This is a genomic window from Sandarakinorhabdus sp., assembly GCF_041689835.1.
Taxonomy (GTDB): Bacteria; Pseudomonadota; Alphaproteobacteria; order Sphingomonadales; family Sphingomonadaceae; genus Sandarakinorhabdus.
Map to the genome: position 1 here is coordinate 1 of NZ_JBDNFM010000087.1, position 12,291 is coordinate 12,291.

The window sequence follows — 12,291 nt, forward strand, 5'->3', positions numbered from 1 at the left end:
CAATTGAAGGGCTATGGCATTTGGGCGGTGACGCGGCCCGGCGACGACATGCATCTTGGCGATGTCGGCTTCCTGCACGGTGAGCGCACCGGGGTGGAACCCTTTGGTTGCCCGGAAGCGGCCTGGGCATTCCACCCGGAAGCGCAAGGGCAAGGCTATGCCAGCGAAGCCGTGGGCTGCGCGCTGGAATGGGCGGACACGCGCTTTGAGCGCACGGTGGCCATGATCAACCCCGGCAACGCCGCCAGCATCGCGGTCGCCCGCCGCTGCGGCTTCGGCATCTTTGGCGAGGCGACCTATCGCGAAGAACCGGTGGGCTTGTGGGAACGGCTCAAAACGACGTCCTGATCGTCAGGCGGGCGCTGCGCGGGGTGCCGGTGCTGACATTGTTATCGGTATGGGCGGTCGGGAAATAGCTGATATTGAAGATATTCTCCACGTTGAGCTGCACAACCACGCCCTTGCTGACAGTCACGAACAGCGCGCCATCCAGCCGCGTGTAGGCCGGCAGCATCACCGCGTTGCTGATGCTGGTGAAGCTGCTGCTCTGGTGCAGCACGCCCATCCCCACGCCCACCGGTTCTGCAATCTGGAAGCGCTGCCACAAGCTGGCCTGGAATTCCGGCACCAACGCAACGTGGCGACCGGCCGGGGCGGCGCTGGTGGTGGTGGTGATGCGGGCGCTTTGCACGGCGAGGCCGGCCTGCACCTGCCACCATGGGCGGATCTGGCCATCAAGGCCCAGCTCGAAACCACGGCTGCGCTGGCGGCCGGTCAGCTCAACCGTGCCGGCGATGGCGCCGGGCGCGCGGGTGTTGGTGCGATCGAGCACATAAAAGGCGGCGTTGATGTTGAGCGTGGGCGTGATGTCCCACTTGGCGCCCACTTCGCGGTTGAGGAAGCCTTCCGGCTCCAGCGCGGCGAGCGTGGTATCGAGGCTGGTGAACTGGTCGCCCGATTGCGGCAGGTAGGAACGGCTGAAGCTGGCATAGAGCGAGGCATTGGCCACCGGCTTGACCACCACGCCGGCGCGCGGTGACCACAGATGATCGGTTCGGGCAAAGCGCGTGCCGCCAAGCAGATTGTCCACGGTCAGTTCAAACTGGTCGTAGCGCAAGCCGCCGAGCAGCTCGACATGGTCACCGATCTTTACCTGATCCTGCACGAAGACGGCGGCGACCTCGGCCTGGGTGCGGATGGAACGATTGCCCGGCCCACTCCGGAAACTGGGCTGCGGGAAACGGCCAGCGTCACCAACCGGAGCGAAGGCGCGGGTGGTGCCAGTGGCGATGCCATCGAAGAAGCCATTGATGCGCTTGTTGCGCGACGCCTGCCGGCCCAATTCGAAGCCGGCGAGAATGTTGTGCCTTGTGCCGAGGATCGTGGTTTTCCAGTTCACATCGGTCTGGCTGAACAGATTGTGGCGGCGGGTGGGGTCACGATAGGCTTCCAGGCCCACGCGGCTGTCGGCGGCCAACGTGGTGACGCCAAAGACGTTGATATATTCCTTGTCGTAATCGGCCCAGCGCGTGCGGTGGCGCAGAGTCAGCCCGTCGGCCAGGCGATAGTCCGCCGCCAACGACAGGGCGTCGACATTGACGCGGCTGCGATTGAGCGCCGGATCGCCCACAAACAGATTGCGCGACACCGGGGCCGGGCGGCCATTTTGCGACGGGATGCCGCGATCGGCGACGCGATCATCCTCGGCATGCTCATAGCCCAGCACCAGCGTGCCGCGACCACCAAGATCAAGACCAAGCGTGGGGTTCACCGCCCAGCGCGAAAGACCATAAGAGTCGCGGTGATTGCTGGCCTCTTCCACGAAGGCGTTCAGGCGGCCGGCGATTCCGGTGGCCATTGGTTGGTTGAGATCGGCAGTGACGCGCCAGCTGCCCCACGTGTCAGCAGCAGCGTCGGCAGCAATGCGACTGGCGGCGAGATCGGGTGTTTTGATGACCCGGTTGATGACGCCGCCGCCACCGCCACGGCCGAAGATCATGGCGTTGGAGCCGCGCAGGATCTCCAGCAGCTCCAGATTGTAGAAGTCGCGGAAATATTGGACATCGTCGCGCACGCCATCGACAAAGAAATCGGCGGTGCTGTTGTTGCCGCGCAGCACGATCTGATCGCGATTGCCCTCACCCTGCGCGCCGACCGCGCCGGGCACGAAGCGCAGCGCTTCTTGCACCGAAAGAATCGCCTGATCATCCAGGCGCTGGCGGGTGAGCACGGTGATCGCCTGCGGCACATCCAGCAGTGGCGTATCGGTGCGGGTGGCGCTGCTGGTGCTGCCGATGCGATAGGGGGCTTCGCGCTGGCCGGTGACCACGATGGTGCCGGCGGCGCCATCATCCAGAGTCGATGCCTCCGCCGCAGCGGGCAGAGCGAGCACGAGGGCTGACGAGATCAGTAACGCGCAACGCATTTTGAATTCCTGCGAATGACAATCAGTATCGCCGCTTATTGCGACCGACTCGCAGGAAGGCAAGTTATAAATTGCGAAATTCTCGCAATAAGGCGCGCTAGCGGTTCAGCCGGCCTTCAACCAGCGCATCCACCACCGACGGATCAGCGAGGGTCGAGGTATCGCCCAGCGCGCCGAACTCGTTTTCGGCGATCTTGCGCAGGATGCGGCGCATGATCTTGCCGCTGCGGGTCTTGGGCAGAGCGGGCGTGACATGGATATGGTCGGGGACGGCGATACCGCCGATTTCGCGGCGCACCGTGGCCTTCAGCGCCGCCACCAGTTCGGCCGACGCCTCCACACGCAGGTTGAGCGTGACATAGGCATAGATGCCCTGACCCTTCACATCGTGCGGGAAGCCGACCACGGCGGCTTCGGCCACATCCGGGTGGGCGACCAGCGCCGATTCGACCTCGGCGGTACCCATGCGGTGACCGGAAACGTTGATCACGTCGTCCACCCGGCCGGTGATCCACCAATAGCCATCGGCATCGCGGCGGGCACCATCGCCGGTGAAATAGCAGCCGCGGTAGGCGGTGAAATAGGCTTCGACGAAGCGTTCATGATCGCCGTACACGGTGCGGGCCTGGCCGGGCCAGCTGCCCATCAGGATCAAATTTCCACTGATTTCGCTGCCGGCTTGCCACGGGATGATGCTGCCATCGGCCTCCACCAGGGCCGGTTCGATGCCATAGAACGGCTGGCAGGCGCTGCCGGGTTTAAGCGCGGTGGCGCCGGGCAGCGGGGTGATCAGCGCGCCGCCGGTTTCGGTTTGCCACCATGTATCGACGATGGGCAGCCGGCTCTTGCCGACGACCCGGTGATACCAGTTCCAGGCTTCCGGGTTGATCGGCTCGCCCACCGTGCCGAGCAAGCGCAGACTGGACAGATCGTGGCGGTTCACCGGCTCATCCCCGTCACGCATGATGGCGCGCAACGCGGTGGGCGCTGTGTAGAAGATATTGACCTTGTGCTTGTCGATCACTTGCCAGAATCGGTCGTTCGCCGGCCAGCTCGGCACACCTTCGAACATCAATACGGTGGCCCCGGCGCTGAGCGGGCCATAGACGATATAGCTATGCCCGGTGACCCAACCGACATCGGCAGTGCACCAGAAAACCTCGCCAGCGCGATAATCGAACACGGTTTCAAAGGTGAGGTTGGCCCACAGCAGATAGCCGGCAGTGGAGTGCAGCACGCCCTTGGGCTTGCCGGTGGAGCCGCTGGTGTAGAGGATGAACAGCGGAGCTTCGGCGTTCATCGGTTCGGGCGTGCAGGCGGCTGGCACGTCCTTGCGGATGTCGTGCCACCAATGGTCGCGGTCTTCCACCATCGCCACCGCGCCGCCGGTGTGGCGGATGACCAGCACGGCCTCGACGTTGGTACCGGCGGCTTCGGCCTTTTCGCAGGCTTCATCGGCAATGGCCTTGAGCGGGATGGCCTTGCCGGCACGGCGACCTTGATCGGCGGTAATCAAAAAACGGCTCTGCGCGTCTTCAATGCGACCGGCCAGGCTTTCAGCGGAAAAGCCGCCGAACACCACCGAATGCACCGCGCCGATGCGGGCGCAGGCCAGCATCGCCATTGCGGCTTCGGGGATCATCGGCATGTAGATGGTGACGCAGTCTCCTTTGTCGACGCCCAGCGCAACCAGCGCATTGGCCATGCGCGCCGTCTCGTCACGCAGTTCGCCATAGCTGATGCGGCGGGCTTTGGCGGCAGGATCGTCGGCTTCCCAGATGATCGCGGTGCGGTTTGGGTCGGCATCGGCCCAGCGGTCAAGGCAGTTCCAGCTGGCGTTTATCACCCCGTCCTCGAACCACTTGATATCCACCGGGTCCCACGACCAGTTGCCCATGATGGTCGGCGCCTGGTACCAGTCGAGCCGGGTCGCCTGGTCGCGCCAGAACGCGTCGGGATCGGCGAGGCTTTGGGCGTGGTGTGCCTGATATTGCGCGGCGGTGGTGCGGGTGATGGCCAGCGCCTGTGCGGTGACGGGATGGAGGATGTCGGTCATGCCAGCCAGACTATGCTGCGCCGGCGCTTGCGGCTAGAGGGGGCGCATGGCTTTTCCCCCCTCCAAAGCGATGGCATTGGCGCTGGATGAAGCCCACGGCGCGGCGGCGCGGGGCGAAGTGCCGGTGGGCGCGGTGGTAACGGATGCAGCGGGCCAAGTGATTGCCCGCGCCGGCAACCGCACCCGCGAACTGGCCGATCCGACCGCCCATGCCGAGATGCTGGCTATCCGCGCCGCCTGTGCCGCGCTGGGCAGCGAGCGGCTGATCGGCTGCACGCTCACCGTGACGCTGGAGCCCTGTGCCATGTGTGCCGCCGCAATCGCTGCCGCCCGGCTGGAGCGTGTGGTTTACGGCGCATCCGATCCGAAATCCGGCGGCGTCGAGCACGGCGCGCGGGTGTTCAGCCACGCTCAGGCGCACCACCGCCCCGAAGTGGTGGCCGGCGTGGCAGAAGAGGAATCGGCCAAGCTGCTCAAGGACTTCTTCGCCGCGCGGCGTTGACCGGCGATCGGCCACTTGCCGCTGGCGCCGCGCTGCGCCACGTTGGCGGAATGACCACACCCGCCCCACGCCGCGTTCTCGGCCCTTTTGCTGCTGCCTCCGTGGTGGTGGGCATGGTGGTGGGGGCCGGCATTTTTCGTTCCGCCAGCCTGGTTGCGGCCAATTTGCAGAATGACACGCTGGTGTTGGCGGCGTGGGCGCTGGGCGGGCTGTTCGCGCTGTGTGGGGCGCTGGTCTATGCTGAACTGGCCAGTGCTTTCCCGCATCCGGGCGGCGATTATCGCTTCCTGCGGCTCGCCTTTGGCCCGATGGCGGCGTTCCTGTTTGCCTGGTCGCGCTTTGCGGTGATCTTCTCGGCCTCGGCGGCCATGCTGGCCTTTGTTGCGGCGGATTATCTGGCCGAACTGGTGCCGCTGTCGAACCCGGCGCGCGGCGGCGTGGCGGCGTTGGCAATCGTCGTGCTCACGGCGCTCAATCTTGCCGGGGTGAAACGATCCACCAACGGCCAGATCGTGCTAGTGACGGCCGATGTGGCGGCGCTGCTGGTGCTGGGGGTGGCTGCCGCCAGCCTGATCGCCGCTGGCACCCCGCCGCTTACCCCCACCCTTGCTCCTCAACCCTTCGGCGCCGCCGCCTTCGGGCAGGCGATGGTGTTTGTCATGCTGGCCTTTGGCGGCTTCAACGATGCCGCCACACTGTCGGCCGAAGTGCGTTCCCCGCGGGACATGACCCGTGCCATGGTCGGCGGCATGGCGATGGTGACGGCGCTCTATTTGCTGGCAAATTGGGCGTATCTGGTGGGTTTGGGCGGCGCCGGGTTGGCGGCGAGTGCTGCGCCGGCGGCACAATTGATGGCGCGCGCGTTTGGCCCGGCCGGGCAGGTGGCCATGGTGGTGTTTGTCGGGTTGGCGGCGCTGGCCATCGTCAATGCGCTGGTGATTGTGGGCGGCCGCACGCTGTATGCCGTGGCCGGTGACGAGCCGGCGCTGGCCCGGCTGGCGGCGTGGGACGAAGCCTCCGGAGTTCCGCGCCGGGCGATCTGGGTGCAATGTGCGGTGTCGCTGTGCCTGGTGGCCTGGGGCGCGCTTTCGACCGGTTTTGCCCAGATGGTGGATTTCCTGTCGCCGGTGTTCTGGCTGTTCTTGTCGCTTACCGGCCCGGCGCTGATCATCCTGCGCCGCCGCGCTCCCGGTGCCGAACGCCCGTTCAAGGTACCGCTGTATCCGCTGGTGCCGCTGGTGTTCACAGCCGGCTGCCTGTTCGTGCTGCAAAGCTCGGTGCGTTATGTCGGGGTGAAGGGCAGTGCGATCAGTTTTGGCATGTTGGCCGCCGGCCTGGTGGTGCGCGCCTTTCTCAAAGCCCCGCCGCCAGCGCTGCGTGATACGTAATACCCGCCGCCACATAGGCTGCAGTAAACAGATAGCAGAACATGAAGACCGGCCAGCGCCAGCTGGCGGTTTCGCGGCGGGTGATTGCCAGCGTTGAAATGCACTGCGGCGCAAACACGAACCACGCCAGAAACGCCAGCGCCGTGGGCAGCGGCCACGCACCGCGCAAACGCTCGATCAAACTGCCGGCGTTGTTTTCGCTCACATCATTGAGGGCATAGACCGTGCCCAGCGCCGACACGGCGACTTCGCGCGCTGCCATGCCCGGCACCAGCGCAATCACGATTTCCTTGTTGAAGCCGATCGGCGTAAACGCCGGCTCCAGCGCGGCGCCTATCTTGCCGGCCAGGCTGTATTCGATCGGCGGCCTGGTGCCGCCCACCGGCGGTTGCGGCCAGCTTGCCATTGCCCACAACACGATGGTGGAGGCCATGATGATGGTGCCGGCGCGGTTGAGGAATGCCCCGGCCCGGCCATAAAGGCCCAGCGCAACATCGCGCAGCGCCGGCCATTGATATTTCGGCATCTCCATAAGGAACGGCGGCGCGGCGCCCTTGGTGACCGTGCGGCGCAAGGCAAATGCCGCCACCAATGCGCCCACGATGCCCGCCAGATAGAGCGCGAACAACACCAGCCCCTGTAGGCCAAATGGCCCCAGATCACGCGCCGGGATGAAGGCGCCGATCACCACGGCATACACCGGCAGGCGGGCCGAACAGGTCATCAACGGCGCGATCAGGATGGTGGTGAGCCGGTCGCGCGGCGAATCGATGGTGCGTGTGGCCATGATGCCGGGCACGGCGCAGGCGAAGCTGGAGAGCAAGGGGATGAAGGCGCGGCCATTCAATCCCACGCGCGCCATCAGCCGATCCATCAGGAAGGCGGCGCGCGTCATGTAACCGGTTTGTTCGAGCGTGATGATGAACAGGAACAGGATCAGGATCTGCGGCAGGAACACCACCACCGCACCCACGCCGGCCAGCACGCCATCGTTCAGCAGCGAGAGCAGCCAGCCATCGGGCAAGCGCGCGGCCAGGCCAGCTTGCAGCGCCGTCACGCCGGCTTCGATCCAGCCCATTGGCGCTTCGGCCCAGCTGAACACCGCCTGGAACATGAAGAACAGGATGGACGCCAGCAGCAGCGGGCCAGCGATGGGATGCAGCACCAGTTTGTCGATGCGCTGCGACCAGCGTCGCGCGCTGCCGATGCTGGTTTCCACCGCGGCGGCCAGCGCCTTGGCCTGTTTCTGCAGGTCGCGCACATCGCTGGGGCGTTCCTGCGGCAAGGCGGGCGGCGTGTCGCCGATGCAGGTGGACAGCGCGGTGCCCAGCGCTTCGAGGCCCTTGCGGCGCACGGCGACGGTTTCCACCACCGGCAGGCCCAGCAGATCGGCCAGCCGCGCTGTATCGATGGCGATGCCGTCACGCGCGGCCAGATCGATCATGTTGAGGGCCACCACCAGCGGCAGGCCCAGTGCCTTGAGTTCCAACACAAAGCGCAGATGGTTGCGCAAATTGGTGGCATCCACCACCGCCACCACGGCATCCAGCCGCTTTTCACCGGCCATGCGGCCAAAGATGGCGTCACGGGTTACCGCTTCGTCGGGGGAATGCGGGGGAAGGCTATAGGTGCCGGGCAGATCGACCAGTTCAGCCATGCGGCCATCGGGCAGGGCGAGGCGGCCAGACTTGCGTTCGACGGTGACGCCTGGATAGTTGCCCACCTTCTGGCGGCTGCCGGTGAGGGCGTTGAACAGGCTGGTCTTGCCGGCGTTGGGGTTGCCAACCAGCGCGATCACCGGTTGGCGGGTAAGGGCGACAGGGGCGTTCATGCTGCCTCCACCTCAATCAACCGGGCCATGTCGCAGCGCAGCGCCACCACCATGTTGCCCACCCGCACCGCCAGCGGATCACCGCCAAACGGCGCGCGGTGCAAGATTTCCACGTCGACGCCTTCATCGAAACCCAGTTCGCACAGGCGCTGCGCGGTATCAGGGTCCAGCCCGGCGCGGTCGATCGCGGCGATTAACGCGGTTTGGCCCACGGCCAGCGCGTCGATGGAGCAATGAGAGGCGGAAAGGGTCAAAGCGCAGCTGTCCGGTCGCGGGAAACTTGCGAACCGTTATCAATATTGTACAGAAGGCGCCAGCGTTAAACCGCCGGGTACCGCAGCCGCCCGAGGAAACGCGCCGCATCGGGCAGCTTGACCATCATGCCGGTCAGTTTGGCTTTGGCCTTTTCAAAGCGCATGACGCCGTCGATGCGGCGATCGATGAAGGCGCGGGTGGCGGCGAAATCCTCGCTGTCGTCCTGCGTCCAGTGCAGCAGCGTGGCGGAATAGATGCCCGACAGGATCGCGCGCTTGGTATAGTGATTGTAATCGGTGGCGGTATCGCCAGCGGCGCGCCACATCGCATCAGCCGCCTGCCACAGCAGCCGGGTCGACAGCGCGGCATGGCGCGGCTGCGCCAGCAGATTAAGCGCACGGCGTGTCACTTCACGGTCCCCGGTTTCAAGCCGGGTGACCAGCGCCATCCGAATGCGGTCGCGGATTTTCAGATTGGGAGTGGCGGCCATCACCTGCGCCATGCGGGCGTTCACGTCGGCGGCCCAAACGGTCAGCATCGCGTCGGCGTTCGGCAGGGCGAGGGCGGCAATATCGGGATCGATGCCGGAATCGCGGGCGGCGGCAGCCAGCGCTGTTTCGCTCCAGCCATCGAAGGGCACGTGCGGCAGCATCGCCCGGGCGAGGCAGGGGGCCAGTTCGGCGAGCGGCGTATCGTTCGTCATGAGCAGTGTCATAGCGCGGCGGGGCAGCGCTTCACAGTTGCTTTTGCGCCGCGCCCCCAGCGCCGTGCCGCTGGTTTGGGGGCAGCACTTGCCGGCCTGTTGGTCATCTGCTATCCGCCGCTCCTGTTTCATCGAGCCGACTCGGTGGACTTCAGCACTATTTTGCAAACCCGAGATATGGGGCCGCCCGGCCCAAACGAGATGGAGTGACGGCAACTCATGCAAATTCTGGTTCGCGATAATAACGTCGATCAGGCCCTTCGTGCCTTGAAGAAGAAGCTGCAACGCGAAGGCGTTTATCGCGAAATGAAGCTGCGCCGTCATTACGAGAAGCCATCCGAAAAGCGCGCTCGTGAACAGGCTGCTGCCGTGCGCCGCGCCCGCAAGCTGGAGCGCAAGCGCATGGAACGTGACGGCGTCAAGTAAGACCCGCACCTCCGTAACGCGGTGGTAATTGCGGCTGAGGGGCCGGGCAGGGTTGATCCTCTGCCCGGCCCGCCGTGTATAAGCGCCCAGTATAAACCCCCAGTACAAACCCCCAGTACAAGCGCCCTTCAAGGCGCCTTTTTTGCAGTTGAGGTCATCATGTCAGGTCAGGCGGCAGGCGGTATCGGCATCGGCAAATGGCTGGCGGCAGGCGTCGTCGTCATCGGCGTTGTTGGCGTGCTGGTTTACACCGGCACCCAAAGCCAGGTTGCGGCGGTGCGTACTGCCGATCTGGCGTTCATGGCGGCAAACAAAGCCAAGCCCGGCGTCGTCGCCACTGCATCCGGCCTGCAATACCAGGTGATTCGCGAAGGGCGCGGTCCGCGTCCGGCCGTGAAGGATACGGTGCTGGTGCATTATGAAGGCAAGTTGGTCGATGGCACGGTGTTTGATTCCAGCTACCAGCGCGGCCAGCCGGCGGCATTCCCGCTCGATCAGGTGATCCCGGGCTGGACCGAGGGCGTGCAGCTGATGACGGTGGGTTCCAAATATCATTTCGTGGTGCCGCCGCAGCTGGCGTACGGCAGTCAGGGCGCTGGCGGCGTCATCCCGCCAGGCGCCGTGCTCGAATTCGATATCGAATTGCTGGCGGTCAAGCCCGAGCAATAAGCGCCGAGTCGCTGCTTAATCGCGCAGCGACAGGAACCAGCGATTGCGCAGGGCAGTCACCCACGTCACCGGGTTCAGGCTCGTCGAACCATCCAGGCTGAAGGTGGTGAATTCTGCGCGGCCGACGATATTTTCCACCGGCAACAGGCCCAAGCCGCCCATTTCGGCGGGGAAACGGCTGTCTTCGCTGTTGTCGCGATTGTCGCCCATCAGGAAAACATGGCTTTCCGGCACGATCACAGCCTCGGTGTTGTCTTGCGGCAGGTTGGCCAGATCATGCACCAGATAGCTGCGCCCGCCGGGCAGCGTTTCGCGGAAGGTGGGCAGGCGGCATTCGGCGACGCCATCGGGTGTGATCACCCGGTATTGCGCGTCGATCATGGTGGCGCAGTCGCTGTTTGGCGTTACCTTCATCACCATGTCGGCCAGTTTCAGCTTGGGCACGGCCGCGCCGTTGAGCCACAACTGGCCATCCTTCATCTGCACCGTGTCGCCGGGCAGGCCGATCACTCGCTTGATCCAGTCATCCTGAGCGATAGGCGATTTCAGTACAACGATGTCGCCGCGTTCCGGCAAGCTGCCAAACAGCCGGCCCTGCATCTTGGGCAGGATGTTGAGCGAAGGCGACAGATAGGAATAGCCATAGGGATATTTCGACACGATCAACCGATCGCCCACCAAGAGCCCGGGCAGCATCGATCCGGACGGGATATAGAACGGCTTTGCCACCGCCGTGTGAACGGCAAGCACGGCCAGTGCCAGCAGCATTAGCTGCCAGGCTTCCTCGACCCAGTTGATTTTTTTCTTGGCTGCCACGGTCTCGGTCATTGCGCACTCACGGTAATCAGTACGATGGCCTGCGCCCACGGGTGGTCGTCGGTCATCGTCAGATGAATCGCGGCCTTATGCCCGCTGGGTGTGATTTGCGCCAGCCTTGCCGCCGCCCCGCCTGACAGCAGCAGCGTGGGCTGGCCGCTGGGCAGATTGACCACGCCCATGTCCCGCCAGAACACGCCGTGCCTGAGGCCAGTGCCCAGCGCTTTGGAACAGGCCTCCTTGGCGGCAAAGCGCTTGGCATAGGTGGCCGCCCGGGTGAGATCGCGGCGATTTGCCTTGGCCTGTTCGATATCGGTGAAAATACGATTGATGAAGCGATCGCCAAAGCGATCGATACTGCGGGCGATCCGGTCGATGTTGCACAGATCGGAACCCAGCCCGATCAATCCCATCCCGATCAGGCCAAGGCTTGGCGGCACCTGCAGGCTGCTCAAGACCGCGCCTCATCCATGGCAGCGCGCATGCGGCGAACCGCGGCCTCAAGGCCCACGAACACCGCTTCGCCGATCAGGAAATGCCCGATATTAAGTTCGGCCAGCTGCTCCATGGCGGCGACGGGTGCAACATTGTCGTAGGTGAGGCCGTGCCCGGCGTGCATTTCAAGGCCCAGCGCCGCGCCGATATCGGCAGCGCGGATTAGCCGGGCCAATTCGGCGGCGACATCGTCCTGTGCCAGCGCATGCGCATAAGGCCCGGTGTGCAGCTCCACCACCGGCACACCCAGCCGCGCCGCGGCTTCCAGTTGGCGCGCATCCGGCGCAACAAACAGTGAAACCCGGATGCCGGCGTCTTGCAGGCGCGCCACGATCGGTTGCAGCGTGTTGTGCTGGCCGGCGGCATCCAGCCCGCCTTCGGTGGTGCGTTCGGCGCGGCGTTCGGGCACGATGCACGCTGCGTGCGGGCGGTAAGCCAGGGCGATGGCCAGCATCTCGTCGGTCGCGGCCATTTCGAGGTTGATCGGCAGCGATATGGCACCGCTCAGCCGGATCAGATCATCATCGGTAATGTGGCGGCGATCTTCGCGCAGGTGAATGGTGATGCCATCGGCGCCGGCTGCCGCTGCCAGTTCGGCGGCGCGCAGCGGGCACGGGTGCAGGCCGCCGCGTGCATTGCGGATGGTGGCAACATGGTCGATGTTGACGCCCAGCCTGAGGTGGGCGGAGTGCAGGTGGCCGTTCATTGCTCGATACCCTTGTACG

The 12,291-nt window shown here is 65.0% G+C and carries 13 protein-coding genes; 5 read left to right on the forward strand and 8 right to left on the reverse strand.

All coding sequences use genetic code 11. The features are described 5' to 3' along the window. Positions 1–348, forward strand: a 348-nt coding sequence (locus ACESL8_RS04340) for a GNAT family N-acetyltransferase (RefSeq protein WP_372916337.1), incomplete at its 5' end; no start/stop codon positions are given. On the opposite strand, the gene ACESL8_RS04345 is transcribed toward ACESL8_RS04340, so the two are convergent. Both ACESL8_RS04345 and acs read right to left on the reverse strand, forming a co-directional pair. Next, a complete protein-coding gene (locus ACESL8_RS04345; RefSeq protein ID WP_372916339.1) occupies positions 332–2,425 on the reverse strand; it encodes a TonB-dependent receptor in 2,094 nt (697 codons plus the stop codon). The genes ACESL8_RS04340 and ACESL8_RS04345 overlap by 17 nt on opposite strands. A 97-nt stretch (positions 2,426–2,522) precedes the next feature. Continuing rightward, positions 2,523–4,481 (reverse strand): acetate--CoA ligase, encoded by a 1,959-nt coding sequence (acs, locus tag ACESL8_RS04350; RefSeq protein WP_372916341.1) that lies wholly within the window; start codon positions 4,479–4,481, stop codon positions 2,523–2,525. A 46-nt stretch (positions 4,482–4,527) separates the two neighbouring features. On the opposite strand from acs, the gene ACESL8_RS04355 reads away from it, so the two are divergent. Continuing rightward, entirely contained in the window at positions 4,528–4,983 is a 456-nt protein-coding gene (locus tag ACESL8_RS04355) for a nucleoside deaminase (protein WP_372916343.1), read from the forward strand. Between the two features lie 50 nt (positions 4,984–5,033). Next, a complete protein-coding gene (locus tag ACESL8_RS04360) occupies positions 5,034–6,371 on the forward strand; it encodes an APC family permease (RefSeq protein WP_372916345.1) in 1,338 nt (445 codons plus the stop codon). Here ACESL8_RS04360 and feoB read toward each other — a convergent pair. The 3 genes from feoB to ACESL8_RS04375 form a co-directional block, all read right to left on the reverse strand. Further along, on the reverse strand, positions 6,337–8,202 hold the full coding sequence (gene feoB / locus ACESL8_RS04365) for a ferrous iron transport protein B (RefSeq protein WP_372916346.1): 1,866 nt from the start codon (positions 8,200–8,202) through the stop codon (positions 6,337–6,339). The two genes, ACESL8_RS04360 and feoB, sit on opposite strands and share 35 nt — an antisense overlap. Beyond that, complete coding sequence (locus tag ACESL8_RS04370) at positions 8,199–8,456, reverse strand: ferrous iron transport protein A (protein ID WP_372916348.1); 258 nt, start codon at positions 8,454–8,456, stop codon at positions 8,199–8,201. The genes feoB and ACESL8_RS04370 overlap by 4 nt, the downstream gene beginning before the upstream one ends. Positions 8,457–8,521: 65 nt before the next feature. Continuing rightward, positions 8,522–9,160 carry a COQ9 family protein gene (locus ACESL8_RS04375; RefSeq protein WP_372916350.1) on the reverse strand — a complete coding sequence of 213 codons (639 nt, stop codon included), beginning with the start codon at positions 9,158–9,160 and terminating at the stop codon, positions 8,522–8,524. 219 nt (positions 9,161–9,379) lie between these two features. Here ACESL8_RS04375 and rpsU point away from each other — a divergent pair, with 219 nt between their 5' ends. Then, a complete protein-coding gene (gene rpsU / locus ACESL8_RS04380; RefSeq protein ID WP_372916352.1) occupies positions 9,380–9,586 on the forward strand; it encodes a 30S ribosomal protein S21 in 207 nt (68 codons plus the stop codon). A 159-nt stretch (positions 9,587–9,745) separates the two neighbouring features. Then, positions 9,746–10,255, forward strand: coding sequence for an FKBP-type peptidyl-prolyl cis-trans isomerase (locus ACESL8_RS04385; protein ID WP_372916354.1), 510 nt, complete (start codon positions 9,746–9,748; stop codon positions 10,253–10,255). A 15-nt stretch (positions 10,256–10,270) separates the two neighbouring features. Here the strand turns inward: ACESL8_RS04385 and lepB are convergent, their stop codons facing one another. From lepB to ACESL8_RS04400, 3 genes are read right to left on the reverse strand one after another with little or no spacing between them, the layout of a single operon-like run. Beyond that, positions 10,271–11,083, reverse strand: a complete 813-nt coding sequence (gene lepB / locus ACESL8_RS04390) for a signal peptidase I (protein ID WP_372916356.1) — start codon at positions 11,081–11,083, stop codon at positions 10,271–10,273. Further along, entirely contained in the window at positions 11,080–11,484 is a 405-nt protein-coding gene (gene acpS / locus ACESL8_RS04395) for a holo-ACP synthase (RefSeq protein WP_372916358.1), read from the reverse strand. The genes lepB and acpS overlap by 4 nt, the downstream gene beginning before the upstream one ends. A 38-nt stretch (positions 11,485–11,522) precedes the next feature. Then, positions 11,523–12,272, reverse strand: coding sequence for a pyridoxine 5'-phosphate synthase (locus ACESL8_RS04400; protein ID WP_372916360.1), 750 nt, complete (start codon positions 12,270–12,272; stop codon positions 11,523–11,525). Positions 12,273–12,291 lie beyond the last annotated feature (19 nt).

Coding starts and splice junctions, on each gene's coding strand:
- ACESL8_RS04345 (WP_372916339.1), bottom strand. CDS start 2,425: ATGCGTTGCGCGTTACTGATCTCGTCAGCCCTCGTGCTCGCTCTGCCC.
- acs (WP_372916341.1), bottom strand. CDS start 4,481: ATGACCGACATCCTCCATCCCGTCACCGCACAGGCGCTGGCCATCACC.
- ACESL8_RS04355 (WP_372916343.1), top strand. CDS start 4,528: ATGGCTTTTCCCCCCTCCAAAGCGATGGCATTGGCGCTGGATGAAGCC.
- ACESL8_RS04360 (WP_372916345.1), top strand. CDS start 5,034: ATGACCACACCCGCCCCACGCCGCGTTCTCGGCCCTTTTGCTGCTGCC.
- feoB (WP_372916346.1), bottom strand. CDS start 8,202: ATGAACGCCCCTGTCGCCCTTACCCGCCAACCGGTGATCGCGCTGGTT.
- ACESL8_RS04375 (WP_372916350.1), bottom strand. CDS start 9,160: ATGACGAACGATACGCCGCTCGCCGAACTGGCCCCCTGCCTCGCCCGG.
- rpsU (WP_372916352.1), top strand. CDS start 9,380: ATGCAAATTCTGGTTCGCGATAATAACGTCGATCAGGCCCTTCGTGCC.
- ACESL8_RS04385 (WP_372916354.1), top strand. CDS start 9,746: ATGTCAGGTCAGGCGGCAGGCGGTATCGGCATCGGCAAATGGCTGGCG.
- lepB (WP_372916356.1), bottom strand. CDS start 11,083: ATGACCGAGACCGTGGCAGCCAAGAAAAAAATCAACTGGGTCGAGGAA.
- acpS (WP_372916358.1), bottom strand. CDS start 11,484: ATGGGATTGATCGGGCTGGGTTCCGATCTGTGCAACATCGACCGGATC.
- ACESL8_RS04400 (WP_372916360.1), bottom strand. CDS start 12,272: ATGAACGGCCACCTGCACTCCGCCCACCTCAGGCTGGGCGTCAACATC.